Source organism: Streptomyces sp. NPDC051104 (assembly GCF_040682835.1).
Taxonomy (GTDB): domain Bacteria; phylum Actinomycetota; class Actinomycetes; order Streptomycetales; family Streptomycetaceae; genus Streptomyces; species Streptomyces cynarae.
The window spans coordinates 305803-331637 of record NZ_JBFBBS010000003.1 but is presented as its reverse complement, the minus strand read 5'-3'; the positions used below and the strand labels follow the sequence as shown (position 1 = coordinate 331637).

The following is a 25835-nucleotide window of genomic DNA, read 5'->3' as shown; positions in this document are numbered from 1 at the left end:
TCCGGGAACCTGTTCGTCTATCCCGGAACGGGCAGCACGACGTCGCCGTTCGGGCCGCGCATCAAGGCGGGCTGGGGCTGGGGCGGCTACACCATGGTCAATGGCGGCGACCTCACGGGTGACGGGAAGGCGGACCTGCTCGCCCGGGACTCCTCCGGGAACCTGTTCGTCTATCCCGGAACGGGCAGCACGACGTCGCCGTTCGGGCCGCGCATCAAGGCGGGCTGGGGCTGGGGCGGCTACACCATGGTCGGCCCCGGTGACGTGAACGGCGATGGCAAGCCGGACCTCGTCGCCCGGGACTCCTCCGGGAACGTGTACCTTTACCCGGGCACCGGCAGCCCGACGTCGCCGTACGGTTCGCGGAGCAGCATCGCCACGGGGTGGAACATCTACGACCCCATCATCTGACCGGTATCACCGCCGGCCTGGCGACCCCCGTCCGAACTGCGCGGTTCACCGCCAGGGCGGACGGGGGTCGGCCGTGTAGCGGCCGGCTCGAGCGGGCCCGGGGCTCGCTACCGCGTGCGCTATTCCGGGGCGCAGCCCCGCAGGATGTACGCGACGAGGTCGTCCAGACCCTGGGTGCGCACCTCCGGCGGCAGGTGGTCGCCCGCCGCGAGTGAGGCGTAGCCGTGCAGGGTGGAGAAGACTCCGACGCCCACGCGCTCCACAGAGCCCTCGCGCACCTCTCCTCGGCGCTGGCCCTCGGTGATCAGGGCCGCCATCGCGTCGGTCCACCGCTGGGACGCGGCGTTCAGCTGCTCGGACGCCGAGGGGGTGTGCTTGATCGCGTACATGAGGTCGAGCAGTTCGGCGTTGGCGGTGGCGAAGTCCATATACGCGCGGGCCCCCGCCCGCAGCCGTTCGGCGAACGACTCTCCGGTCTCCTCCAGTGCCGCCGTCATCGCCTGCGCGAGCCGGTCGAAGCCGGCCAGCGCCAGCGCGTCCAGCAGCGCCTGCTTGTCCTTGAAGTGACGGCTCGGTGCGGCGTGGCTCACGCCCAGGTCGCGGGCGAGTTCCCGGAGGGACAGCGCGGCCGGTCCCTTCTCCCGGAGTGTCTCCTCGGCGCGGGTGAGCAGCGCGGCGCGGAGGTCTCCGTGGTGGTAACGGCGTCGAGTGTGCATGCAGGTCAGTGTAGCCAGGATGTGGTCGCCGACTACTTTGTTGGCGGCGTCACCTTTGTTGTCGTTGACAGCATTGTTGTCGGCGCCTACTTTAGCCGCATGCCCACGACGCAGAGCACACAGAGCAAGAAGCAGACCGAACCGACCAAGCAGGCCGAGTGGAACGTCGGCGACATCGCCGACCAGACCGGCCGCACCGTCGTCGTCACCGGCGCCAACAGCGGCATCGGCTTCGCCACCGTCGACGCCCTCGCCCGGGAAGGCGCCCATGTGGTGCTCGCCGTACGCGATCCCCGGCGCGGCGAGGCGGCCGCCGCCACCGTGCGCGGTGCGAAGGGCCGCCTGGAGGTGCGCCGTCTCGACCTGGCCGACCTGGCGTCCGTACGGGAGTTCGCCGGCGAGTGGCAGGGCGACATCGACGTGCTCGTCAACAACGCCGGTGTCATGAACGTCCCCGAGGGCGCCACCAAGGACGGCTTCGAGACCCAGTTCGGCACCAACCACCTGGGCCACTTCGCCCTGACGAACCTGCTGCTGCCGCATGTCAGGGACCGGGTGGTAACCGTGTCATCGGGTATGCACCGGTACCCCGGTGCGCGCATCCACTTCGAGAATCTGAACCTGACCGGCGCCTACTCCCCCATGGCGGCCTACGCCCAGTCCAAGCTGGCCAACCTGCTGTTCACCCTGGAGCTGCAGCGCCGCCTGACGGAGGCGGGCTCGCGGGTGCGGGCGCTGGCCGCGCACCCGGGCTGGGCCGCGACCAACCTCCAGGGTCACGACGCGAGCGCCCTGCGCCGGATCGGGATGCAGGTCGGCAACCGCCTGTTCGCCCAGGACGACAAGGCGGGCGCGCTGCCCACCCTCTACGCGGCGACCCAGGACCTGCCCGGCGCGAGCTACGTCGGCCCCGACGGCCTGGGCGAGATGCGCGGCGCACCTACCCTGGTCGGCCGCTCCCGCGCGGCCAGTGACCCACAGGCGGCCCGCCGCCTGTGGACGGTGTCCGAGGAACTGACCGGCGCCACGTTCCCGGAACTCCCCGCACTCTCGCGGAGCGCGACGGCCTGAGCGTCCTACCGCCGCGCCGCCTCGCGAGGCCTGAGCGTCCTACCGCCGCGCCGCCTCGCGAGGCCTGAGCGTCCTACCGCCGCGCCGCCTCGCGAGGCCCGAGCGTCCTACCGCCGCGCCGCTTCCGGATGCCTGCGCACCCAGCCCTCCCACGCCGAGGTGATCATGTCCTCCACGTCGCGCTTGGCCGTCCAGCCCAGTTCCCGGGCGATACGGTCGGCCGAGGCGACGACGCGGGCCGGGTCGCCGGGGCGGCGCGGGGTGACCGTCGGCGCGGTGTCGTAACCGGTGATCGCGTTGATGCGGTCGATCATCTCGCGGACCGACACGCCCTCCCCGCGGCCGATGTTGAGGGTGAGGTCCGTGCCGGGGGAGGCCTGGAGCGCGCGGGCGGCCGCGACGTGGGCCTCGGCCAGGTCGGCCACATGGATGTAGTCGCGGATGCAGGTGCCGTCGGGTGTGGCGTAGTCGTCGCCGAAGATGCGCGGTGCCGCGTTCTCGGTCAGCTTCTCGAACACCATCGGGATCAGGTTGAAGACGCCGACGTCCGCCAGCTCGGGGCTCGCCGCGCCCGCCACGTTGAAATAGCGCAGGGACGCGGTGGACAGGCCGGTCGCCCTTCCCGCCGCCCGAACCAGCCACTCGCCGGCCAGCTTGGTCTCGCCGTACGGAGACATCGGGACACACGGCGTGTCCTCCGTGACCAGGTCCACATCCGGCATGCCGTACACGGCGGCGGACGAGGAGAACACGAAGGAGGGAACCTGGGACTCCGTCACCGCCTCCAGCAGGACGCGCAGCCCCTCCACGTTCTCCCGGTAGTAGTGCAGCGGCAGCTCCACCGACTCGCCCACCTGCTTCTTCGCCGCCAGGTGCACGACCCCCGTCACCGAGTGCTCCGCCAGCGTGCGGCGCAGCAGGTCGCCGTCCAGGGTGGAGCCCTCCACCAGCGGCACCTGAGCGGGCACGCGCTCGGCGATGCCCGTGGACAGGTCGTCGTACACCACGGCGCTCTCGCCCGCCTCGGTCATCGCACGGACGACGTGCGCCCCGATGTAACCGGCACCGCCGGTGATCAGCCAGGTCATGATGCGGCCGTCTCCTTGCTCGTTGGCCTGTCGTGTTCTTGCTGCCACTTCAGTGAAGCAGGTGGAGTTCACCCGCCGTCCTTCACCTCAAGTGAATCAGGCGCCGGAGCCTACGCCGCGCGACCGATGTCACACCTCGCACTCCCGACGCGACCCTCAGCGCCAGCGCTCCCGAGTGCGTAGCGTACGGCTGCACCAGCAGCACGCCGTGCCTCAGGCTCGGCACCGCCTGGCGGCGCAGCAGGCCGGCGCCCGCGACGGCGTGCGGCGCGGTCTCGCGGCTCGTTCCGTCATCGAAGCGGAGCGTCAGCTTCAGGTCCCAGGTTCCGGCGCCGAGGGCCGCCAGGTCCACCGGTGTCTCGGCAGTCCAGCCGGCGGAGTCCGGGTCCTTCCGGAGCTCGGCCGTGGTGGACAGCCCCACCCGCTTCTCGTCCTCCCGGAGCACGAACTCCACGTCCACCCGGGCCGGACGCGCGTTCTCCACCCGCCCGTACAGCTCGTGCAGGCGCAGCCGCAGCCGGCCGGCACGAGCGCCGGGGCGCAGTTCCGCCTCGACGGTGACCGGCAGGTGCTCCATGGGGCATTGCAGCAGGTGCTCGAGCCGGACCTGCGGCAGGTCGTCCGACCAGACGGGCGTGCCGTCCGCCGTCCTCGCGTACCGCGGGGTCAGCCGCGCCGGACGGGCCGCGAGCTCCTTGAGCCGGTGCAGGTCGCGCGGCTGCTCGGAGGCGAGCACCACCTGCGCGACGACCCGCCCCGGCACGGACGCCTGCGCGAAGTCGGCCGCCTCGAATTCCTCGAGGTACGCGCGCGTGAGCCGCCACCACTCCTTGCGGTACTCCTCGTCGCGCAACGGCAGCTCCCGCGTGTACATGCGCAAGCTCCGGTCCAGGAAGGTGGTGCGGGCCGCCCGCGCCAGCGGTTTCTCGCCGGCGCCCAGCAGGATCTCGTACGACTGCCGGGTCGCCTCCATGCGCGCCTTCCAGTTCTCGACGTCGGCGCGGGCGAGGGAGATGGACAGGCGCTGGGCGGAGCGGCGCACGTGCCAGACGTACACAGTGTCGGGGATCACGGCGATGCTCGGGCCGGCGGCCAGCACGCGCGCGCTGAAGACGAAGTCCTCGTAAGGGAAGCGGCCGTCGGGGAAGCGGATGCCGTGCTCGCGCAGGAAGTCGGTGCGGTACAGCTTGTTGACGCACAGCGTGTCGTGGGCCAGGCCGGGGCGCCGGGAGGGGTGGGAGACCACCGCGGCCCGCTCGTACAGCTCCGGCTGCCAGGGCACCTCGCGGCCCGAGGGCAGCTCGCGGCGCACACACAGGCCGGCGGCGAGCTGGGTGCCGTGCGCGACGGCCGCCATGAGCAGCGCGTCCACCGCGCCCGGCGGCAGCACGTCGTCGCTGTCCAGGAACATGACGTACGGGGCGGTCGCCGCCTCGATCCCGTCGTTGCGCGGGGTGCCGCAGCCGCCACTGTTGGTGGTCCGGCTGATCACTCTGACGCGCGGCTCCTCGGCCGCCAGGGCGTGCAGCAGCTCGGCGCTGCCGTCCGACGAGCAGTCGTCGACCGCGATGACTTCGCGGACGACCCCGCCCTGCGCGAGGGCCGAACGGACCGCGCCTGTCACATGGGCGGCGTCGTCGTATCCGATGACGACGACGCTGACCTGTGCATCGTGAGGGTGACCCATCGCTTCCACGAGCCGAGAATACGGGCAGCCGGTAATGATCTGTTAAGTGGCCCTTAACCTCCTGTGGGGGAGAGGGCGGGAACCCGGCCCTTCCCTGCGGGGGCCTCCGCATTCTCTCGCCGCGGCACCGCGCGCCCGGAGCGCCACAGGCGGACGAACGACATGACCGCCGCGGTGGTCAGCAGTCCGTTGCGGGCCAGCATGAGCAGACAGCCCCTCCAGGTGGAGCTGATCACCTCCCCGTAGAAGGCGGGGTACACCACGGCGCTGATCGCGGTCGCCGCCAGGATGAGCCAGGCCGCGGGGCGTTGGGTGGTGTGCCGTGTGGTCAGGCAGACGGCGGCGAGCCCGACCAGCCAGATCATGTACTGGGGGCTGATCACCCGGCTCGTCACCGTGAACAGCAGCACGGCCGTCAGTGCCGCGTCGTACGGGGTCGCCGGCGTCCAGCGACGGGCGCGCAGCCGCCACAGCAGCAGCAGCGCGAAGGCGACCGCGGTCAGCGCGAGCGAGCAGTCGGCGACCGCGCGCACATGCGGGCCGACGAACTCCACGGCGCCGTACTGGTAGCGGGTGGTGCCCGACCAGCCGGTCCGGCGCGCCAGCATCAGCACCGTGCCGCCCAGCGACTCGATCTGCACGCCCCGGCCGCCCTGCTGGCGCAGGAAGTCGAACGGGTTGCGGAACAGGACCGCGACCACGGCGAGCAGCGTCACCACGGTGACGGCCGCCGTCGTCCACGCCTGGCGGGTGCCGCGGCCTCGCGGCGTGCCGATGAGCGCCAGCGCCGGCCACACCTTCACCAGGGCGCCGAGGGCCGCGAACGCGCCGCCCAGGCGCGCGGAGCGCCCCACCGTGAGCAGCGAGACGACGGCGAAGGCGGTGACCTGGACGTCGTACCGGACGAGCGGGATGTGCAGCAGCAGCGGCAGACCGGCGATCCACAGCGCCGCGCCGCGCAGTGAGCGGCCCCGGCGGGTGCCCGCGTGCGCGAGGACGAGCGTGATCAAGGCGTCCGTGAACAACGTGATGACCACGAACGCCTGAAAGTACGTCAGCCCCGGCAGCAGCGCGGGCGACAGGAGCACCGCGCCGGCGCCCGGTGGGTACTGCCACAGGTGGTCGCCGGAGGGGAAGGCGCCGTGCCGGAGGATGCCGTACCAGTGGAAGTAGAGCTTCCAGACCTCCTTCGCGACCCCGCCCCGGCCGAGCAGCGGGTACTGGTCGTGGGCGAGCAGCCAGAGCATCAGGGCACGGGTGGCGAGCCAGCCTACGGCGAGCAGAAGCAACCGATGCGTCCGGCGCACCCTCTTCCAGAAGGGCGGCGGGAAAAAGGGTGCCGGTCTGGTCGCCGGGCGTTCCAGGGCAGTCTTCAAGGCACTCATCAAGCCCGGATGGTAGGCCGTCTGCGTGGCGCGTGTGGTGGATACAGCGTCAACTCAGGGCAAAAGTTGTTTAATCGTACGAAACCCGCGCATGTTGAATGCGGGCATGAGCCGGTCACCGATGAGGCGCGGGGAGCGCATCGCCGTCCTGGTGCCCGTCGCGGTCATGTTCACACTCGGGCTGTGGGGGCTGGACCGTGACGGCATGTGGCGGGACGAGGCGGCCACGTTCCAGGTGGCGCGCCGCTCGCTGCCGCAGATCTGGCATCTGCTGCGGAGTGTGGACGCGGTGCACGGCCTGTACTACCTGCTGATGCACCCGGTCCTGGCCCTCCATCCCGGCGAGGTGCTGCTGCGGCTGCCCTCGGTGTGCGGGGCGGCCGCGGCCGCGGGTCTGGTCGCCGCGCTGGGAGTGCGGCTCGGGCGGCCGCGTGTGGGGCTGTGGGCGGGGCTGCTCTACGCGGTGACGCCGATGGTCGGGCACTACGCGCAGGAAGGGCGTTCCTACGCGCTGGTCGCGGCCGGGGTGGCGGGGGCGACCCTGCTGCTCGTGCGCGCCGTGGAGGGCGGGAGGTGGTGGCCGTACGGGCTGGTCGTCGCCGTCACGTGCGTACTGCACGAGTTCGCGCCGCTGATGCTCCTGGCACATGCCTGCACGCTGGCGTTGGCACGGGTGCCGGGGCGGGTGTGGCTTCGGTGGGGGAGTGCGGCCGGGGCCGCGGTGGTGGTGCTGTTGCCGCTGGTGCTGGTGTCCCGAGGGCAGGCGGAGCAGGTCGCGTGGCTGACGGCGCCGGACGCGCGGAGCGTGCAGGGGCTGGTGGAGGAGTTCTTCGGGCCGTCGCGCCGGGTGCTCGTGCCGTGCCTGGGGCTGGCGGTGCTGGGGGCTCTGGCGCCGTTGCCGCGGGGGGTTTCCCTGGTGGGGGTCGCGGGGCCGCTGCTGGTGATTCCGCCTGCGGTGCTGATGGCGGTGTCGCAGTTCCGGCCGTTGTACTACGACCGGTATGTGCTGTACTCGCTGGCCGGGGTGCCGTTGCTGGCGGCGGCCGGGGCGGAGCGGGCGGCCGGGCTGGTGCGGCGGCTGCGGCTCGGTGGGTGGGCGCACATGGACCGCCGGCTGTACGGCGATGGTGTGGCCCTGCTCGGCGTCGTGGCCGTCTGTTGTGCGTTGCTCGTGCAGTTGCCCCTGCTCCGGGCCGATCGGCGGGCCGCGCACCGGCCCGATGATCTCGGGGCCGTGTCCGCGGCCGTGGCGCGGCGGGTGCGGTCCGGGGATCCCGTGTTGTTCCTGCCCTCGCTGGAGCGGCGGTCGGCGCTCGCCTATCCGGCCGGGTTCCGGGGAGTCCGGGACGTGGCGCTGGGCGTGCCGGCCGCCGAGAGCGGGACGCTGTACGGACGGGAGGTCGGTCCCGAGGAGTTGCGGCGGCGGCTCGAGGGGCTCAGGTACGTCTGGGTGGTCACCGAGCGGTACGCGCTGGATTCCTCCTGGACGCCCTGGAACGCCACGGACCGCGCCAAACTCGGGGTCGTGAAGCGCGACTTCGTCACCCGCGAGGAGTACGTGCGGCCCCACTTCACACTTCGACTCTACGTACGCCGCCAGGTGCCGTCGTCGAACTTGTCGAACTAGGGCCTCTCGTTTGGATCACGCCGGGCTCGCGGGGCCTGGCACGCACTCCCCCACTGCCTTGACGGCGTGGGCACCCCCAGCGGCGTTGTCGTCGGTCGCCGACTCCCCACGCTCGAACACGCTCGCGCGGGGGGACCCCCATCGCGTTGCCCGCCGCGGTAGCGGCTGATGTCACAGCCTCCTCCGCCTTGCAGCTGCACGCACCAGGCCCCGCTCCCTGATCCGGCCTGATCCAAACGAAAGGACCTAGGCGCAGCCAGGGGTTTCGTCCAGTGCCGCCGCGTCCAGGGTGCGGGTCAACTGGTCGAGGCGGTCGCGCAGTTCGGTGATCTCCGTCAGGTCGAAGCCCGTCGCCGCGGCGATCCGGCGCGGCACCAGCAGCGCGCGTTCCCTGAGCGCCGTGCCCTCGTCCGTGAGGTGGATGTGCACGGACCGCTCGTCCCGCGTGCTGCGCTCCCGCCGCACCAGGCCCGCCGCCTCCAGCCGCTTCAGCAGCGGGGAGAGCGTCCCGGAGTCCAGTCGCAGATGCTCGCCGAGCTTCTTCACCGGCAGCTCCCCGTGCTCCCACAGCACCAGCATCACCAGGTACTGCGGGTACGTCAGCCCCAGGTCCTTCAGGACGACGCGGTAGACGCCGTTGAAGGCGCGCGACGCGGCGTGCAGCGAGAAGCAGATCTGGCGGTCGAGGCGCAGGTACTCCTCGGCAGCGGAGGTCGCCTCCGTACGGGGGGGCCGGGTGGTCGTCATGCAGACAGGGTAGCTCCCGCCCGCCATTTAGTTGTGCACAACTGAATTGTGTGCTCTACTTTGTCTGCGTAAGGCGGCCCCGGGTCAGCGAAGGACCGGCCGCCGTGTGACTTCGAGAGGGATGGTTTTCATGGACGCGCTCTACACCGCTGTCGCCACCGCCACCCACGGCCGTGAGGGCCGCGCCGTCTCCTCCGACGGCAAGATCGACCTCAAGCTGGCCCCGCCGGTGGAGCTGGGCGGCAACGGCGAGGGAACCAACCCGGAGCAGCTGTTCGCCGCCGGTTACGCGGCCTGCTTCGGCAGCGCGCTCGGCCTCGTCGGCCGGGCGGCCAAGGTGGACGTCAGCGACGCCGCCGTGACCGCCGAGGTCGGCATCGGTAAGCAGGGCGAGGGCTTCGCGCTCGCGGTCACCCTGCGCGTCGAGCTGCCGGACACCGTGGACCAGGAGACCGGCCGCAAGCTGGTCGAGCAGGCCCACCAGGTGTGCCCCTACTCCAACGCCACCCGCGGCAACATCCCTGTCGAGCTCGTCATCGAGTAACCCCGGCCCCGCCCGCGGCCTCGTACGCACTTTCCCCGGCGTACGAGGCCGCGGGCGTTCACGGCGACGTCGTCAGCGCCTCGCTGTCGCCCGCCGCCGGTGCCGGCACCGACGCCTGGACGTCCGGCTCGCCCAGCATCAGCGTGCGCACCACGCGCTCGGCCGCGCGCCCGTCGTCGAACGCGCAGAACCGCGCCCGGAAGTCCGCCCGCAGCCGCGTCGAGTCCTCGTCCCGCCAGCACCCGGAGGCGAACAGCCACGCCAGCTCCCGGTACGAGCGTGAGACATGCCCCGGCGCGTTCTCCATGAGGTCGAAGTAGGCGCCCCGGCTCGCCCGGAACGCACCCCAGTCGTCGGCGTGCACGACGATCGGCCGGTCCAGATTGGCGTAGTCGAACATCAGGGCCGAGTAGTCGGTGACCAGGGCGTCCGAGGCGAGCATCACCTCCTCGACGTGCGGCTCGTCGGTGGCGTCGACCAGCACGCGCCGCCGGTGCAGCTCGGCGAGGCCCGTCCCGCGCGCCGGACCGTTCGCCAGCGAGGGGTGCAGCCGTACGACGAGGGTGTGGCCCTCGCCCAGGTCCTCCGCGAACCGGGCCAGGTCGAAGCGGTCGATGTGACCGCCGCGGACGTACTCGCGGCGGGTCGGCGCGTACAGCACCACCGTGTGGTCCTCGGGGATGCCGTGCCGGAACCGGAACCCGGCCCCGTCGCCGGGCTTGGCGTCCACGAGGACGTCGTTGCGGGGGCTGCCGCTGCGCACCGAGGTGAAGCCGCAGGGGTAGGCGCGGTCCCACACCAGTTCGGAGTGGCGGTTGGCGACCAGGCTGTAGTCCCAGCGGTCGGCGCGCCGCAGCATCTGCGGCACGTCCACCCCCAGCCGGGCGCCCGGCTTGTCCCGCAGGTCGGCTCCCATGTACTTCAGCGGGGTGCCCCGGTGGGTGTGGATGTGGACGCTTCCCGGGCGTTTGGCCAGGGTGCCCGGCCAGTTGACGTTGTTGACGAAGTACGTGGCCCGCGCGGTGACCCGCAGATAGCCGAGGGAGCCCGGCAGGACGTACTCGATGTCCGGCGGCAGGTGCTCCGCCTGGTCCGGGCGCACCACCCACACGCCGCGGATGTGCGGGGCGAGATCGCGTGCCGCGCGGTGGATCGCGGCCGGGTCGCCGAGGACGCCGCGGTGCGAGAACGCCGAGTAGACGGCCAGGTCCGGATCCAGCGGCCGCCGCTCGTACGCCCAGGACCAGCCGCGCTTGACCCGCCGGGCCGCCACCGCGCGTGCCTGCCGACGGCGCCGGCCGAGCCCGTCGCCCACGGCGGCGGCCCGCTGCCGGAGCAGGTAGCCGGCGTAACTCCCCTCCAGCACGCGCAGCTCTGCCGGGACCGGTTCCCCCGTGCCGTGGGTGCGGAAGAGGTCGGCGGTACGGCGGAAGAACTCGGCCTTGTCGCAGGCGGGCAGCCGGTCCGGTTTGGCGAGGATGTCCAGACAGTGCTCGCCCATCTTGCGGTGCAGGTACGGCCGCCAGGAGGCCAGCTCCGGATGGGCGTCGACATAGGCGAAGACCCGCTGGTACTGGTCGTGGACGTCGAAGTGCTTGCGGCTGGTGGTGGACAGGATGTTGCCCCGGCGGCGCTGCCGGTAGCTGACGCAGATCCGGTCGAGGGTCGCGATCCGCCGCGCGCTGAGCAGGGCGGGGAACGTCCAAGGCGTGTCCTCGTAGTAGCCCGGCGGGAAGGCGAAGCCGCGCTCGGTGACGTAGTCCCGGCGGTACGCCTTGTTCCACACCACCATCAGCAGTTCGAGGATCTCGGGCCGCTCGGCCGCGGTGAAGGTGCCCTCGCCGCTCTCGGCGAGGATCCGGGCCAGCACGTTGCGGCGGGTGCCGCCCCACCAATAGGTGCGGGCGTAGTCGAAGACCAGCACGTCCGGGTCCCGGGTCTCCTCCAGCCGGTCGGCGATCGCGCGCAGCGCGCCCGGGGTGAGCGTGTCGTCGCTGTCGAGGAAGAGCAGGAAGTCCCCGCCGGTGTGCGGCAGTCCGGCGTTGCGGGCCTGGCCGAGGCCGACGTTGTCCGGCAGGTGCAGCACCCGCACGCGCGGATCGCGGGCGGCGTACTCGTCGAGGATCGCCCCGCAGCCGTCGGGGGAGCGGTCGTCGACGGCGATCACCTCGAAGTCGGTGTACGACTGCGCGAGTACCGAGTCCAGGCACTCGCGCAGGAAGCCCTGCACCTTGAAGACGGGCACGATGACGCTGAAGCGGGGCACGGCGGTCAGCTCCTCACCAGGGCAGGGGCCGGGGCCGGGATGCGCTCGGCGAGCGGGATCACCGGCGGGATCGAAGCCGGCGGCTCGCCCAGCAGCACCCGGCGCACGACGCGTTCGGCGGCGCGCCCGTCGTCGAACTGGCAGAAACGCTGCCGGAAGGCGGCGCGCACGGCCCTGGCCTCCGCGTCCGCGAACGAGCCGTCGCGGAAGACGGCCGCGAGCTCCTCCGGCGTGCGCACCACCCGGCCCGGCGGCGCCTCCATCAGGTCGAAGTAGACGCCCCTGATCTCCCGGTAGACGTCCCAGTCGTCGGCGTACACGACGATCGGGCGGTCCAGGTTGGCGTAGTCGAACATGATCGACGAATAGTCGGTGATCAGTGCGTCGGCGGCCAGGCAGACGTCCTCCGAGGAGCGGTGCCGGGTGACGTCGATGACGCGGCCGGCGGCCTGGGCAGCGCCCCGGTCGTAGAAGTAGTGGGCGCGCAGCAGCACCACGAAGTCGTCGCCGGCGGCGTCGCAGAACGCCTCCAGGTCGAGCGCCGTGTCGAATCCGCTGCTGTGGTCGCGGTGCGTCGGCGCGTAGAGGACGGCCGTTTTTCCCTCCGGGACGCCGAGTTCGCGGCGGACGCGGGCGACGTCGTCGGCGGTCGCCGTGTAGTAGACGTCGTTGCGCGGATAGCCGTACTCCAGCGTCTCGTACGCGCCCGGGAACGCGCGCTCCCACATCTCAGTGGAGTGCCGGTTGGAGGAGAGGTTGTAGTCCCAGCGGTCCACGCGCGCGAGCAGCTTGGCGAAGCTGCCGGTCGACGCCGCGACCACGGGGTACGGCGACTGGTCGACGCCCATCTTCTTCAGCGGGGTGCCGTGCTGGGTCTGCAGGTGCACGCTGCCGGGGCGCTTGACCACGCCGTCGGCGAAGTTCGCGTTGTTGATCAGGTACTTGGCGCGGGCCAGCACGTCCCAGTAGGCGCGGCTGCCGATCACCGCGTACTCGACGTCCTTCGGCACGCTGCCGACCGCATCCGGCTCGACCAGGAACACCGAGCGGATGTGCGGGGCGAGTCGGCGGGCCTCGGCGTGGATCGCGGCCGGGTTGCAGGCGTAGCCGCGGCCCCAGTAGGCGCAGTACACGGCGAGGTTCGGATCGAGTGGGCGGTGCAGCTGGAGTGTGTAGCGGGCGCGGGTGCGCGGCCGGTGCGGCAGGGGTGCCTTCCTGGTGGCCTTCGCCGCGCCCTGGTTGGTGGCGCGCAGCGCCCGGAACGCGCCGTAGGCGCCGGACGCGAGCAGCCGGTGCTGTACGCCGAGGCTCCCCGCCGGCGGCCGGAACCCGGCCAGGCGGTGGCGTCGGTGGAGACGACCCGCCCGCCGGAAGAACGCCCGTCGGCGGTGCGCGGGCAGCAGCTCCGGATGCGCGGCCGTCCGCAGTACCGCGGAGAACAGCTGCTCGAACAGCGGTCGCGCCCGGTCGGCGGGCAGACGGAGTTCGGCGGCCCGTACGAGCACCCGCTCCACCTGGTCCAGCAGATCGAACGGGTGCTCGCCGGGGGTGTGCGGCCGGCTGCCCTGCCGGCGCACCAGATGCCGTACGCACACCGTGCGCAGCACCGCCAGGCGCTCGGCGGCCAGGGTGACCAGTCCGCCCCAGCCGATGTCGGTGAAGTGGCCGGTGGGAAAGGCGAGCCGGTGCCCGGTGACGAAGGCCCGCCGGTACGCGGCACTCCACACGGGCACGGCCACCCCGGTCAGCTCCGGCGCCCGCCCGGGGGCGAACGCCCCGTCCGGCGCCCGGCCGAGCGGTGGTGTGGAGGTCTCGGGCTCCCACCAGTGCGCCCGCTCGTGGGCGAAATAGAGGACGTCCACGTCGCCGGTCGTCCTCAGACGCGCGTCGATCGCCGCCAGCGCGCCGGGCACCAGGACGTCGTCACCGTCCAGGAACAGCAGATACGTCCCCGTAGCCGCCCCCATCCCGGCCGTGCGGGCCACACCCGGGCCGCCGGAGGGCGGCGAGGTGAGCGGGGCGACCCTGCTGTGCCGCTCGGCGTACGCGGCGGCGACCACCCCCGCGGGTGAGTCGGGCGCGTCGCAGACCGGGATCAGCTCGAAGTCGCCGAAGGCCTGGGCGAGGACCGAGTCCAGCGCCTGGGACAGACGGCCGGCGACACCGGAGGCGGGGACGATGATGCTGAAGCGGGGCATTCTGCTCTTTCTCTCGGGCTCCGGTTTTCCGCGGCGGGGCCGGTGCGTCGGTGTACGGGAGCGTCAGCGCCCCGGCCGTCCGGCGGGGCGCCAGGTGGTGACGGGGGTCCGCCCTGTTCGTGGGGGTCCCCCCCCGCTCGAGCGAAGTCGAGAGTGGGGGAGAAGCCGAGAACTTGGGGGAGGCTGGGGGCGGGCCTGCGCGGCATGGGGAACTCCGGGAGCAGGGGGATCAGAGGCGTTCGGTGACCGGCAGACCGTGGCCGGGCACCCAGACCGAGGCGAGCGGCGGGGCCGGCAGCCCCGCGGCGGCGGACGGGACCGGGTGGCGGTGTGACAGCGGTACGACCGCCGGCTGCCAGGCGTTCTCCCCGAGCACCACCCGGCGCACGATCCGCTCGGCGGCGCGTCCGTCGTCGTACGGGCAGAACCGCTTGCGGAACGCGGCCCGCCGCTGCTCGGAGCGTGAGCCGCACCAGTGGCCCGTCGCGAAGACGTCGATCAGCTCGTCCTCGTCGTGGGCGACCGGGCCCGGAGGGAAGGCGCGGACGTCGAAGTAGGTGCCGCGCGCCGCCTCGTACGCCTCCCAGTCGTCCGCGTACACGATGATCGGCCGGTCCAGATTGGCGTAGTCGAACATCAGCGCGGAGAAGTCGGTGACCAGGGCGTCCGAGGCCAGGCACACCGACTCCACGCTCGGATGACCGGTGACGTCGATGACCCGCCCCTTCACCGTCCGCGCCGGCGGCCCGCCGCAGGCGGGGTGCGCGCGGGTCAGCAGCACGAACCGCGGCCCCAGCCGGCGCAGCAGGCGCTCCGGGTCGAGACCAGGGCGGTGGCCGCGGCGGTAGTCGCGGTACGTCGGCGCGTACAGGATCGCCACCGAGCCCTCTGGGATGCCGAACGTCTGCCGCAGCCGGGCCACGTCCGCGGAGGTGGCCCGGGCGAAGACGTCGTTGCGGGGCTGCCCGTACTCCAGCGTGGTGAAGCCGGACGGGAACACGCGCTCCCAGACGAGGGTGGAGTGGCGGTTGCCGGAGACGACGTAGTCCCAGGTGTCGGCGGTGCGCAGCATCCGGGCGAAATCCGTGTCGCGGGCGGCGGCCGGACGGTCCTGGAGGTCCAGGCCCATGCGCTTGAGCGGGGTGCCCTGCCGGGTCTGGACGAGGATCTGGCCCGGGCGCTTGACCATGCGGGGGTCGAAGTCGGCGTTGTGGACCAGGTACTTGGAGCGGGCCAGCGCCGTCCAGTACGCGGCCGAGCCGGGCCGCAGCCGGCGGGTGGCCACCGGGACGGTGTGGTGGTGCTCGGGGCGGGCGATCCAGGCGGTGCGGATCTGCGGGACCAGGTTGCGGAACGCCGACTCCAGGGCGGCCGGGTTGCAGCCGTAGCGGCCGCCCGCGTCCCGCGTGAAGACGGCCCGGTCGGCGCGCAGGGGCAGGCGGAGCTGGATGCGGTAGTGCGTCTGGAGGGCGGCGGCGGCGAGGCGGCGGCCCGACCTGGCGAGTGTGCGCCGGGCCACGCGCGCGAGGCGGGAGGCCAGGGACAGCAGGCGGTGGATGCGGTGGCTGCCGAAGCGGATCAGCAGGTGGCGCAGCCGGAACGGGGCGCCCGGGACGCGGTGGCGGCGGTAGTGGGCGCGGGCCAGGCGCAGGAACTCGGCGCGGCAGGTGCCCGGCAGCCGGCCGCGCCGGGCGAGGATCGCGGCCAGGTGGTCGGCCATGCGGTGGAACAGCACCGGCCGCCAGCGGGCCAGGTCCGGGTGCGCGTCCAGGTGCGCGAAGACCCGGTCGTACTGGTCGAAGACCTCGAAGTGCCGACGGCTGGTGGTGCCGAGGGTGCCGCCCCGGCGGCGCCGACGCCAGTGGACGCAGACCCGGTCGAGGGTGGCGATCGTCTCGGCGGCCAGCAGCACCGGGAACGTCCACGGCGTGTCCTCGTAGGAGCCGGGCGGGAAGGTGAAGCCCTCCCGCTCGACGAACTCCCGGCGGTACGCCTTGTTCCAGGCCACCGTCGGCAGCGACAGCACGCCGGGGCGATCGTCCAGGTGGAAGGGCGCCGGGCCCTGCTCGGTGAGCAGGCCGGCGAGCTGGTTGCGGACGGTCTTCCCGGTCCAGTACGTGCGGGCGTGGTCGAAGACCAGGACGTCCGGGTCGGACGTCTCCTTCAGCCGGTCGGCGATCTCCCTCAGGGCGTGCGGGGTCAGGGTGTCGTCGCCGTCCAGGAAGAGCAGGTAGTCGCCCCGCGCTTCCTTCAGGCCCGCGTTACGGGCGGGCCCGGGGCCCACGTTGCGGGGCAGGTGCAGGGGGCGGACACGGGTGTCACGGGCGGCGAACTCGTCGATGATCGCCCCGCAGACGTCGGGCGAGCTGTCGTCGACGGCGATCACCTCGACGTCGGTGAACGACTGCTCCAGCACGGATGTGAGGCATTCCTCCAGGTACGCCTGAACCTTGTACGCGGGGACGATGACACTGAACCTGGGCAAAGGGCATCCATGGGGATCGGCGCGGTCAACCTGCCCGAAAACGTCCGATGGAGTGGTTTGGTTACGCCCGGTGCGGCATGTGGGGGACCGCCGCGGGAAACCCCCGGTGAACGGCGAAGGGTGGACCGCGCTGCCGGTCCACCCCACGAACCGCCTTACGGATCGCCCTACTTCACGGCGCCCGCCATGACGCCGGACACGAACTGCCGCTGGAAGGCGAAGAACACCGCCAGCGGGATCACCATCGAGATGAACGCGCCGGGTGCCAGAACGTCGATGTTGTTGCCGAACTGGCGGACCTGGGTCTGCAGCGCGACCGTGATCGGCTGCGTGCCCGACTTGGTGAACACCAGCGCGACCAGCATGTCGTTCCACACCCACAGGAACTGGAAGATGCCGAGGCTCGCGATCGCCGGGCCGCCGAGCGGCATCACGACCCGGGCGAACAGCCGCAGCTCGCCGGCGCCGTCGAGACGGGCCGCCTCCAGCAGCTCCCGGGGGATCTCCGCGAAGAAGTTCCGCAGCAGGAACACCGCGAAGGGCAGACCGAATCCGGTGTGGAAGAGGATCACGCCGAGCACCGTGCCGAACAGGCCTGTCTTCCCGAACAGTTCGGCGATCGGGATCAGCGCCACCTGTACGGGCACGACCAGCAGGCCGACCACGCCCAGGAACCACCAGTCACGGCCAGGGAACTCCATCCAGGCGAAGGCGTAGCCCGCGAGGGAGCCGATGACGACGACCAGGATCGTCGCCGGGACGGTGATCAGGACCGTGTTCAGCAGGGAGTTGGTGATGTCGCTGTTCTCCAGCAGCTTCTGGTAGCTGTCGAACGTCAGCTGCGAGGGCTTGCTGAAGACGGTCCACCAGCCGGAGGCGTTCATGTCCTCCGGCTTGCGCAGCGAGGCGAGCAGCAGACCGATCGTCGGCACCAGCCAGAACAGCCCGACGAGGATGAGGAAGACGCGCAGCAGTCCCCCGCCGACGCCCTCCGCGATCCGCGCCCCGAGGAACCGCCTGGCCTTGACGACGGTGACCGGGGCCGCCTTGGCCGGACGTCCGACCTGCGTGGTCATCGCCGTACCTCCCGCCTCAGCCGACGGATGTTGAACAGCATCACCGGGATGACGAGCAGCAGCAGGAACACCGCGATCGCGCTCGCGACGCCAGGCTGGTCCTCCGAGAAGCCCTTGCGGTACAGCTCCAGGGCCAGGACGTCGGCGTCGTCCTGCGAGGAGCCCGGCGGGATGATGAAGACCAGGTCGAAGATCTTCAGCACGTTGATCATCAGCGTGACGGTGACCACCGCCAGCACGGGCGCCAGCAGCGGCACGGTGACCCGGCGGAACACCTGCCACTCGTTCGCGCCGTCCACGCGCGCCGCCTCCAGCAGCTCCCGCGGCACGCCCGCGAGCCCCGCCGCGATCAGCACCATCGCGAAACCGGCCCACATCCACACGTACGCCCCGATGACCGCCGGGGTGACGAGCGCCGGGCCGAGCCAGTCGACGCCGTTGTACGGCTCTGTGAAGTTGCTCGCGGGGAGGCGCAGTTGTGCTCCGTCCGCGGCTGCGGGCAGCGTGAACGTGCCGTCGCCGGCCGCCTTGGTGGAGGCGACGACCCTGCCGTTCTTCACCGCCTCGATCCGCATGCCCGCGTAACCCTGCTCGGAGGGGTCCACCGCGCCGAGCTTCCCCACGCCCCTGCCGCGTGTGAAGTCCTGCCAGGCCGTGCCGGTGATCTTCCCCGGCTCGGCCTCGGCCCGCACCGCCCGCTTCGCGCTCTTCGGCATCTGATCGGGCGCGACACCGACCAGCGGGAGCGCGACGGACTCGCCCGTGTGCACGGTCGCCTTCGTGATGAAGCCGCCCTGGTCCGGCTTGAGGGGCGACTCGCGGCCGGGGTGCGCCTTGGGGAACGCCGACGACGGGGCGAACGTGTCGTGGATGCCCACCCACACCGCGTTCGCGACGCCCTTGTCCGGGTCCTGGTCGTACACCAGCCGGAAGATGATCCCGGCCGCGAGCATCGAGATCGCCATCGGCATGAAGACGACCAGCTTGAACGCCGTCCCCCAGCGCACCCGTTCGGTGAGCACCGCGAAGACCAGCCCCAGCGCGGTCGACACCGTCGGCGCGAACACCACCCAGATGATGTTGTTCTTCAGCGCGGTGCGGATGCCGTCATCCGTGAAGAGGGCTTTGTAGTTGTCGAATCCCGCGAAGGAGTCACCGGAGCGGTCGAGGAAGCTGCGGATCACCGAGTACCCGATCGGGTAGACCACGAGCGCGCCGAGCAGCACCAGCGCGGGCAGCAGGAACAGCGCTGCCACGGTCCTGCGGGTGCCGGTCACGCTCTTGCGACTCTCGGGTGTGGCAGGGGCCGACGGGGCCCCTGCCGCCGTGGCCGACGTCATCGCCGGATCAGCTCCCGCTCCCGTACGCCGCCGCCGCGTCCTTCTCCAGCTTCGCCTGGGCCCCCGCGACGTCCGTCGGGTTCTTCAGGAAGTCCTGGAGGTCCTTCCACTCGCCCTTGCCGGGCGTGCCGCCGAACGCCTGCGGGGCCTGGTCCGACATGTCGAAGCGGAAGCTGTCACCGGCCGCGAGCAGCGCCTTGGCCATCTTCTGCTGCACCGCGTTCGGGTACGCGGAGTCCGGGACGTTCTTGTTCGGCGAGAGGTAGCCGCCGAGCCTCGCCTGGATGGTGGCCGCGTCCGGCGAGGCCAGGAAGGTGACCAGCGCCTGGGCCGCCTTGGAGTCCTTGAGGACGACGGCCGCGTCACCGCCGGTGACCACGGGCGCCTGGGCGCCCACGGCCGGGAACGGGAACACCTTCGCGTCCGTGCCGATCTTCGCCTTGGTCTCGCCGATGTTGACCTGCGCGAAGTCGCCCTCGAAGACCATGCCGGCCTTCGGCTGGTCGCCGCCGGTGAAGGTCTGGGTGACCGAGGCCGGGAACTCGGTCTGCAGGGCGCCGTTCGGGCCGCCCGCGATGTAGTCCTTCTTGCCCCAGATCTGGGCGAGCGTGGTCAGGGCCTGCTTGACGGACGGGTCCGTCCACTTGATCTTGTGCTGGGCGAGCTGGTCGTACTTCTCCGGGCCCGCCTGTGAGAGATAGACGTTCTCGAACCAGTCGGTGAGGGTCCAGCCGTCCGCGCCGCCGATGGAGAACGGGGTGACACCGGAGTCGTAGATGTTCTGCACCGCCGTGAGCAACTCCTGCCAGGTCTTGGGCTCCTTGCCGTTCGCCCCCTCGAAGACCTTCGCGTTGTACCAGATCAGGGACTTGTTGGCGGCCTTGTAGTAGACGCCGTACTGCTTGCCGTCGACCTTGCCGATGTCCTGCCAGCCCTGCGAGTAGTTCTTGGCGAGTTCCGCCTGCGCCTCGGCGCCGAGCGGCTTGGCCCACTTCCTGTCGACGGCCTGCTTGATGGCGCCGGGCTGGGGGAGCAGCGCGACGTCCGGCGGCTGACCACCGGCGATCTTCGAACCGAGGAAGTTGATGATCGGGTCCTGGGCGGGCACGAAGGTGACCTTGGCGCCGGTGCGCTTCTCGAACTCGGAGAGGACCGTCTTGAAGTTCTTCTGCTCGCCGCCGGTCCAGACGGCGGCGACCTCCAGATGCTGCCCGTCCAGCTTGGGGAGGGTGACGGTCGCGCCACCGGTCTGCGTGCTTCCGCTGCTCTTGTCGCTGCTGCCCTTGTCGTCGTCGCTTCCGCCGCACGCGGTGAGCGTGAGCGCCAGTGCTCCCGCGATGACCGCGGCCGCGGTCCTGGCGGCCCTGAGTGTCCGGATGGTGCTGCTCGTGCTGCGCATCACTGCCCCGTTCTCCGTCCCTCGTCGAACGTTCGAGCTGCTGTCCGTGCGCTCTGGTCTACGCGGGGAGGTACGGGGCGGCAAGAGCGCCTGCACTGTCAAGTGGCCGATTGTGATCTCGTTGTGACGTACGGTCAGGTGAGGTGCCGGTGCTGCTCGGCAGTCGGCGGGGCCGGAGGAGACGGCGTCACAAGAGCGAAGGCACCTCCACCGCCGACACCGACCGCGCCGCCCGCTCCAGCGCGCTCGCCAGCAAGGCCAGGTCCGTCGGCCCGTTGCCCAGTTCCCGCACGGGACGCCGTGCCGGCGGGTCACCCATGCGGTGCCATTCCAGCGGTACGACCGTCGGCCGCACGGTCGCCGTCCGGGGAATCCGCCCCGTGATCCGCCCGCCCTGGAACGGCGTGCCCCTGCCGTCCGCCCGCGTCAACCGGCCACGCCCCGGCCCCGGTTCGTCCGTGCCTGCGGTCACCGCCTCCAGGCCGATCCGCAGCGAGGCCGCCCGGGCAGGCTCCCACTGAGCCGTCCGCCCACCGGGCGCCGACGCGGCCACCAGGTGCACACCCAGCCGTTCCCCGTCCCGGGCCACCGCCTCCAGCGCCCGTACGACCGACCCGGCCGCCGGGCGGCCCGGGGAGCCGAGCGCCGGGGACAGCAGCGCGTCCAGGTCGTCGACCAGCACCACCAGCCGCGGCAACGGCGGACCAGCCTCCGCCCGCTGCCGTGCCGCCGCCGGCCGCAGCCGCAGCGTGACACTCGGCGGGCTGTCGAGGTCCCCCGACTCCGTGCTTCCCGACCGCTGCGGTCCGATCCGCCTCGACACCTCCTGCCGCGTGTGCCACTCGGCGAAACCGAGCCGCCCGAGCAGTTCCGCCCGCCGCTTCAGCTCGGCGCTCAGTGACTGCGCGAACTCCCGCATGCGGACCGGGTCGTTGGCCGCCAGGTACGTCGTGACATGCGGCAGATCCGTGCAGACCCGCAGGCCGTCCCCGCCCGCGCTGCCGTGCGCCGCGCAGTCGCGGCCGTCGACAAGTGCGATGCTCAGCCGGTCCGGGCGCTCCGCCGACGCCAGCGAGGCGGCGAGGGCGCGCAGCAGCTCCGTGCGACCACTGCCGGGCGGCCCCTCGACCAGCAGATGCGGTCCCTCGGCGGCGAGGTCCACGCTCACCGGACCGCGTGGACCGGCGCCGAGCACCGCCCAGGCGCGCCCGCCTGGTGACGCGGTGTCGTCCGACGCGTCCGCCCAACGCGCCATCAGCGACGCCGGGGTGGCCCGGGCCAGCCCCAACTCGTCCAGCAGCCGCGCCGCCTGGGGCAACGGGGCCGACACGCGCGCGTGCCGCTCACCGCCGCCGTCCGTCCGCAGCGGGGCGAGCGCCCGGGCGAACCGCTCCGCCCACGCCGCCGACACCGCGTCCACGGCGGCGACCGTGCCGTGCCCCACGGGTCCGCGCGCGCCGTCCGCGCCCTGCCCCGGAGCGACCCGCAGCAGCCGCAGCGCTGTGGCCACATCGCCGCTCAGCAGCGCGACGGCCCCGCACTCACGGAACACCGGCGAGGCCGCGCACGCCGCCTCGTACGTCTCCGCCACCGGCGACGCGGGCGAGGCGGCCGGCGCCTCGGCCAGACAGACGACATGGATCCCGGCCCGCGCCCCCTCCCGGGCCAGCCGCGCCACGGCCGCCCGCACATCGGCGCCACCGGGGTCACCGTCCACGACCACCACGGAGTACGGCCCCGCGTGGGCGTCGTCCCGCGCCCAGGAGGGGCGGTGGGTGGCCCCGCGTGGCGAAGGGTCCTCCGGTGGGGCGGGCGGCGGGCCGTCCTGGTCCGTCAGCTGGTCCTCCAGGCGGCGCAGCAGCTCCTGGGTGCGTGCCGTCGCCTGTTCGCGGTCGTAGGCCAGCAGCAGGCGGCAGTCCTGGCCGTGGGCCGGACGGAGATGGGGCAGCCAGCCGAGCCAGGACCAGTCGGCGGTGCGCTCCTGCAGCGGGCGCGCGCGGTCGGCGCTGATCAGGACCAGCTCCAGCAGGTCGGGGGAGTGCAGCGCGGCCAGCTGCGCCACCACCGCGCGCGCCAGCCCGGCCAGCCGGGCGCGCGGCCCCGCGAGCCCCAGCGCGCCCACCTCGCGCCACCCCGCGATCACCGGCACCGCCGGCAGCAGTCCCGCACCGTCCGGTGCCGCCCGGTCCGCCGTGCCCAGCCGCACGGTGAGCGCCTCCGGGTGCCCCGGGCCGCGCTCCCACAGCCGCGGACCCGGGCCGAGCGCGGTCAGCAGCAGCGCCGCCGGGTCCGGCCACTTCTCGGGCGCCCGGGCCGCCGGCGCGGAGGCGTCCCCGCCCTCCTCGTGCGCGGCGCGTCCGGTGCCGCCCTGCTCGCCGCGGCCCCCGGTCAGCCGGCGTGCCCATGCAGTGAGCCCGCCGCGCCTGCGCAGCCCGGGCGGAACGTCCGTGCCGCGCAGCGGGGTGCCCTTGCGCGTGCTCTCGCCCGGCGCGCCCCGCCCCGGTACGGCGTGCGCCGGAAGGGGCGGCTCGGCGGAATCGTGCTCCTGCGCTCCGGGGATCACCCCGCCGGACGCGCCCCACCCGGTGACGCCGAAGCCGTGGTGCGTGTCGCTGTCGGGGGAGGTCCGCCCGTCCCGGGAAGCGGAGCCCGAGGCGTGTCCCTCCGGAGAGGTGCCGCCGGTGCGGCCGTCCCCGGCGGCGGCGCTCTCGGCGCGCGCGTCCCCCCCGGCCGCGGCCCGCGTCGGGTCCGTGGGCTCGCCCGGGCCGTCTGTCTGCCGCGCCGGATCCGTGGGCTCTTCCGGGCCCTCCGGCCGCCGCACCCGTACGTGCCCCTCCCCGTCCGGCGCCGTCCCCACGGACAGCGCCTCTCCGGGCGGGACCAGCCGCAGGGCCGATTCGCCGAGCCGCAGCAGCGCGCCCGGGGTGAAACGCACCGGGCGGTCGGTCACCCGGTGGCCGTCCAGCACCGTGCCGTTCGTGGAGCCGAGGTCGGCGACCGAGACCTGGCCGTCCGGGGCGACCGTGACCGCGCAGTGCAGCCGGGAGACGTCCGGGTCGTCCAGCGGGACGTCGGCGTCGGCGGAACGGCCGATCCGGATCACCCCGCCGTGCAGCAGATGGACGCCGCCCGCGTCCGGGCCCGCGACCACGTGCAGCTGGGCCGCGCCCTCGTCCGGCTCGGGGCCCGGCTCCGCGGGCGCGCCCAGGGTCAGCACCGCGCCGTCCAGCAGCGGCGGCTCGCCCAGCGTGCAGCGCTGCGGGTCGAGCCGCTCCGTGCCCGCGTACAGCACCACCGAGCCTGTCCCGGGCTCCCGGCTTCGCTCGGGCTGGGAGGGACCCCCCTCTCCGCCGACCGCTGAGGCCAGGCCCGACGCCACCGCGGCCAGCGCCGTCCCGGCGGGCGCGGTGACCAGTACGTCACAGCACGCGGCGCGGGCCCGTGACTCCGTGGGCGGGGCCGGTGGGGCTACGACGGTCAGCCGGATCTGCATCGCCGTCAGCGGTCCCTTCTGTCTGCGTCCGCGGTCGCCCACGAGGCGCACAGCCGGTGCCGGGACCGCGACCGCGCCCGGTCCACCGGGCCCCGCGCGCTCGCCCCCTCGACACCGACGCGCCCCTTCGGCTCCCGCGCGTGCGGGCGCCCGAGGACGGGGAAGGAGCCGTGCGACGGTCCCCCACCGCGGACTCCCCCACCGCACACGAGCACATCGGCCAGTACGGGATGCATCCTCGCACCTGCCACTGACAGCGCGCCCGCCCTCCACCGTCAAATGATCTTGATTGGTCGGCTCTGCCCGTAAAAGTGCCTGACCAGTGCCCGGCAGGTGCCCGCTTGAGATCGGTCACGCCCGGATCGGGCAACCAACTGAACCGAAGCGAGCGTCTTGTCATCGAACAGGTGCGGGAGCCGGATACGTACCTCATCCATGCGGGGCACGTGACCCACAGGCCGTCGACAGCTCGGTGCCAGGTAGCTCGGCACTACAGTGGGCGGAACACCGGTAGCGCGGTGGACGACCGGAAGAGCAAGCAACAGGGAGCGCATGACGTGCGGCCGGTAGGGAGCAAGTACCTCCTTGAGGAGCCGCTGGGACGCGGCGCCACGGGCACCGTCTGGCGAGCCCGCCAGCGAGAGACCGCGGGCGCCGAGGCGGCCGTCGCGGGCCGGCCCGGCGAGACCGTGGCGATCAAGGTCCTCAAGGAGGAGCTGGCGAGCGACCCCGATGTCGTCATGCGGTTCCTGCGGGAGCGGTCCGTCCTGCTCCGGCTGACCCACCCGAACATCGTGCGGGTCCGCGACCTGGTGGTCGAGGGTGATCTGCTGGCCCTGGTCATGGACCTCGTCGACGGCCCCGACCTGCACCGCTACCTGCGGGAGAACGGCCCCTTCACCCCTGTCGCCGCCGCCCTGCTCACCGCCCAGATCGCCGACGCGCTGGCCGCGAGCCACGCCGACGGCGTCGTCCACCGTGACCTGAAGCCCGCGAACGTCCTGCTCGCGCAGCACGACGGGCAGATGCACCCGATGCTGACCGACTTCGGCATCGCCCGGCTCGCCGACTCGCCCGGCCTCACGCGCACGAGCGAGTTCGTGGGCACGCCCGCGTACGTCGCCCCGGAGTCGGCCGAGGGCCGCCCGCAGACCTCCGCCGTGGACATCTACGGCGCCGGGATCCTGCTGTACGAGCTGGTCACCGGGCGTCCGCCGTTCTCCGGCGGCTCGGCCCTCGAGGTGCTCCACCAGCACCTGAGCGCCGATCCGCGCCGCCCGTCCACGGTGCCCGACCCGCTGTGGACGGTGATAGAGCGCTGCCTGCGCAAGAACCCGGAGGGCCGGCCGAGCGCCGAGAACCTGGCGCGGGCGCTGCGGGTGGTCGCCGAGGGCGTCGGCGTGCACGCGAACTCCGCGCAGATCGCTGCCGCGGAGGGCGTTGCCGCCCTGCTGGGCCCCGACCCGGCCCCGACGACCGTCCCCGGCTCCGCCGACCCCACGCAGGTGCTGTCGCAGGGCCCGGCGTCCTCGTACGACCCGAACGCGGCGACCAGCGTTCTGCCGCACACCCCGCCCGGCTCCGCCGACCCCACCGCCGTCCTGCCCACCAACGGGGCAGCCGACCCGACGGCCGTGATGCCGCCCGTGCCGCCGCACGGGCCCGGCGGGCAGCCCCGACAGGAGGAGCCGCACCCCTGGCAGAGCCAGCTGCGCGCGGCCCGCGACCGCAACGAGCAGACGCAGGTGCAGGCGTACCTCGACCCCGGCGAGGACCCGCTGCGCCGCCGCCCGCAGCGGCAGGTGGCGCGGCCCCAGCAGCGTCCGCAGCAAGGCCCGCCGCAGCGGCAGCAGCCCGGGCCGGGGTACGGCTATCCGCAGGGGCAGCCCCAGCAGTACGCGCCCCAGCGGCAGCAGTACGCGCCCACACCGCAGCAGCAGCCGCAGCGGTACGCGCCCGCGCCTCAGCAGCCCCAGCAGCCGGCGCCCCGTCCGGGGCGTGAGCCCCGGCCGCCGCGGCAGCGCAGCGCGAACCCGATGAAGATCCCCGGGCTCGGCTGCCTGAAGGGGTGCCTGTTCACGATCGTCATCCTGTTCGTCGCGGGGTGGCTGGTGTGGGAGTTCAGCCCGCTGCAGCAGTGGATCGGGACGACCAAGTCGTACTGGCAGCAGTTGAGCGACTGGTTCTCCACCGCGGCCGACTGGATCGGGCAACTGGGCAACAAGTAACGGGCTCCGGATGGCCTCGTGCGCGGCGAGCTTGGGGTTTTGTCGACATCCGACGGGTGATTTCCCGCTCGGCG

17 protein-coding genes are annotated in these 25835 nt (G+C 72.8%); 5 read left to right on the top strand and 12 right to left on the bottom strand.

Features of this window, described 5'->3' with window-relative positions:
• Positions 1 to 411, top strand: a 411-nt coding sequence (locus tag AB0N14_RS08130) for a VCBS repeat-containing protein (protein ID WP_366024856.1), incomplete at its 5' end; no start/stop codon positions are given.
• 119 nt (positions 412 to 530) lie between these two features.
• On the opposite strand, the gene AB0N14_RS08125 is transcribed toward AB0N14_RS08130, so the two are convergent.
• Positions 531 to 1127: a TetR/AcrR family transcriptional regulator gene (locus AB0N14_RS08125; protein ID WP_366024855.1), complete on the bottom strand. Its 597-nt coding sequence runs from the start codon at positions 1125 to 1127 to the stop codon at positions 531 to 533.
• Between the two features lie 99 nt (positions 1128 to 1226).
• Here AB0N14_RS08125 and AB0N14_RS08120 point away from each other — a divergent pair, with 99 nt between their 5' ends.
• Positions 1227 to 2198: an oxidoreductase gene (locus tag AB0N14_RS08120; RefSeq protein WP_366024854.1), complete on the top strand. Its 972-nt coding sequence runs from the start codon at positions 1227 to 1229 to the stop codon at positions 2196 to 2198.
• 107 nt (positions 2199 to 2305) lie between these two features.
• Here AB0N14_RS08120 and galE read toward each other — a convergent pair whose 3' ends face one another.
• The 3 genes from galE to AB0N14_RS08105 all read right to left on the bottom strand — a co-directional run bounded on the left by galE (position 2306) and on the right by AB0N14_RS08105 (position 6358).
• The gene (gene galE, locus AB0N14_RS08115) at positions 2306 to 3286 is read right to left on the bottom strand and encodes a UDP-glucose 4-epimerase GalE (protein WP_366024853.1); all 981 of its coding nucleotides are present in this window, start codon (positions 3284 to 3286) and stop codon (positions 2306 to 2308) included.
• Positions 3287 to 3368: 82 nt separating this feature from the next.
• Positions 3369 to 4973, bottom strand: coding sequence for a glycosyltransferase family A protein (locus AB0N14_RS08110; RefSeq protein ID WP_366024882.1), 1605 nt, complete (start codon positions 4971 to 4973; stop codon positions 3369 to 3371).
• Positions 4974 to 5026: 53 nt separating this feature from the next.
• Entirely contained in the window at positions 5027 to 6358 is a 1332-nt protein-coding gene (locus AB0N14_RS08105) for a glycosyltransferase family 87 protein (RefSeq protein ID WP_366024852.1), read from the bottom strand.
• A gap of 106 nt (positions 6359 to 6464) precedes the next feature.
• Here AB0N14_RS08105 and AB0N14_RS08100 point away from each other — a divergent pair, with 106 nt between their 5' ends.
• Positions 6465 to 7985, top strand: coding sequence for a glycosyltransferase family 39 protein (locus tag AB0N14_RS08100; RefSeq protein ID WP_366024851.1), 1521 nt, complete (start codon positions 6465 to 6467; stop codon positions 7983 to 7985).
• A gap of 246 nt (positions 7986 to 8231) precedes the next feature.
• Here the strand turns inward: AB0N14_RS08100 and AB0N14_RS08095 are convergent, their stop codons facing one another.
• Positions 8232 to 8732 carry a MarR family transcriptional regulator gene (locus AB0N14_RS08095; RefSeq protein WP_366024850.1) on the bottom strand — a complete coding sequence of 167 codons (501 nt, stop codon included), beginning with the start codon at positions 8730 to 8732 and terminating at the stop codon, positions 8232 to 8234.
• Positions 8733 to 8862: 130 nt separating this feature from the next.
• Here AB0N14_RS08095 and AB0N14_RS08090 point away from each other — a divergent pair, with 130 nt between their 5' ends.
• Positions 8863 to 9276, top strand: a complete 414-nt coding sequence (locus AB0N14_RS08090; RefSeq protein WP_366024849.1) for an organic hydroperoxide resistance protein — start codon at positions 8863 to 8865, stop codon at positions 9274 to 9276.
• Between the two features lie 58 nt (positions 9277 to 9334).
• Here AB0N14_RS08090 and AB0N14_RS08085 read toward each other — a convergent pair whose 3' ends face one another.
• The 7 genes from AB0N14_RS08085 to AB0N14_RS08055 all read right to left on the bottom strand — a co-directional run bounded on the left by AB0N14_RS08085 (position 9335) and on the right by AB0N14_RS08055 (position 23533).
• On the bottom strand, positions 9335 to 11542 hold the full coding sequence (locus AB0N14_RS08085; RefSeq protein ID WP_366024848.1) for a bifunctional glycosyltransferase family 2 protein/CDP-glycerol:glycerophosphate glycerophosphotransferase: 2208 nt from the start codon (positions 11540 to 11542) through the stop codon (positions 9335 to 9337).
• A 5-nt stretch (positions 11543 to 11547) separates the two neighbouring features.
• Positions 11548 to 13740, bottom strand: coding sequence for a CDP-glycerol glycerophosphotransferase family protein (locus AB0N14_RS08080; protein ID WP_366024847.1), 2193 nt, complete (start codon positions 13738 to 13740; stop codon positions 11548 to 11550).
• 229 nt (positions 13741 to 13969) lie between these two features.
• Positions 13970 to 16225: a bifunctional glycosyltransferase family 2 protein/CDP-glycerol:glycerophosphate glycerophosphotransferase gene (locus AB0N14_RS08075; protein ID WP_366024846.1), complete on the bottom strand. Its 2256-nt coding sequence runs from the start codon at positions 16223 to 16225 to the stop codon at positions 13970 to 13972.
• A 167-nt stretch (positions 16226 to 16392) separates the two neighbouring features.
• Positions 16393 to 17301 (bottom strand): carbohydrate ABC transporter permease, encoded by a 909-nt coding sequence (locus AB0N14_RS08070; RefSeq protein ID WP_366024845.1) that lies wholly within the window; start codon positions 17299 to 17301, stop codon positions 16393 to 16395.
• Positions 17298 to 18641, bottom strand: a complete 1344-nt coding sequence (locus AB0N14_RS08065) for a sugar ABC transporter permease (RefSeq protein WP_366024843.1) — start codon at positions 18639 to 18641, stop codon at positions 17298 to 17300. Before AB0N14_RS08065 ends, AB0N14_RS08070 begins: the two co-directional genes overlap by 4 nt.
• A 7-nt stretch (positions 18642 to 18648) precedes the next feature.
• A complete protein-coding gene (locus tag AB0N14_RS08060) occupies positions 18649 to 20040 on the bottom strand; it encodes an ABC transporter substrate-binding protein (RefSeq protein WP_366024842.1) in 1392 nt (463 codons plus the stop codon).
• Positions 20041 to 20227: 187 nt separating this feature from the next.
• Positions 20228 to 23533 (bottom strand): FHA domain-containing protein, encoded by a 3306-nt coding sequence (locus tag AB0N14_RS08055; RefSeq protein ID WP_366024881.1) that lies wholly within the window; start codon positions 23531 to 23533, stop codon positions 20228 to 20230.
• A gap of 557 nt (positions 23534 to 24090) precedes the next feature.
• Here AB0N14_RS08055 and AB0N14_RS08050 point away from each other — a divergent pair.
• Positions 24091 to 25761 (top strand): protein kinase, encoded by a 1671-nt coding sequence (locus AB0N14_RS08050; protein ID WP_366024840.1) that lies wholly within the window; start codon positions 24091 to 24093, stop codon positions 25759 to 25761.
• Positions 25762 to 25835 lie beyond the last annotated feature (74 nt).

Coding starts and splice junctions, on each gene's coding strand:
- AB0N14_RS08090 (WP_366024849.1), top strand. CDS start 8,863: ATGGACGCGCTCTACACCGCTGTCGCCACCGCCACCCACGGCCGTGAG.
- AB0N14_RS08055 (WP_366024881.1), bottom strand. CDS start 23,533: ATGCAGATCCGGCTGACCGTCGTAGCCCCACCGGCCCCGCCCACGGAG.
- AB0N14_RS08060 (WP_366024842.1), bottom strand. CDS start 20,040: ATGCGCAGCACGAGCAGCACCATCCGGACACTCAGGGCCGCCAGGACC.
- galE (WP_366024853.1), bottom strand. CDS start 3,286: ATGACCTGGCTGATCACCGGCGGTGCCGGTTACATCGGGGCGCACGTC.
- AB0N14_RS08095 (WP_366024850.1), bottom strand. CDS start 8,732: ATGACGACCACCCGGCCCCCCCGTACGGAGGCGACCTCCGCTGCCGAG.
- AB0N14_RS08110 (WP_366024882.1), bottom strand. CDS start 4,973: ATGGGTCACCCTCACGATGCACAGGTCAGCGTCGTCGTCATCGGATAC.
- AB0N14_RS08125 (WP_366024855.1), bottom strand. CDS start 1,127: ATGCACACTCGACGCCGTTACCACCACGGAGACCTCCGCGCCGCGCTG.
- AB0N14_RS08120 (WP_366024854.1), top strand. CDS start 1,227: ATGCCCACGACGCAGAGCACACAGAGCAAGAAGCAGACCGAACCGACC.
- AB0N14_RS08100 (WP_366024851.1), top strand. CDS start 6,465: ATGAGCCGGTCACCGATGAGGCGCGGGGAGCGCATCGCCGTCCTGGTG.
- AB0N14_RS08070 (WP_366024845.1), bottom strand. CDS start 17,301: ATGACCACGCAGGTCGGACGTCCGGCCAAGGCGGCCCCGGTCACCGTC.
- AB0N14_RS08080 (WP_366024847.1), bottom strand. CDS start 13,740: ATGCCCCGCTTCAGCATCATCGTCCCCGCCTCCGGTGTCGCCGGCCGT.
- AB0N14_RS08065 (WP_366024843.1), bottom strand. CDS start 18,641: ATGACGTCGGCCACGGCGGCAGGGGCCCCGTCGGCCCCTGCCACACCC.
- AB0N14_RS08105 (WP_366024852.1), bottom strand. CDS start 6,358: ATGAGTGCCTTGAAGACTGCCCTGGAACGCCCGGCGACCAGACCGGCA.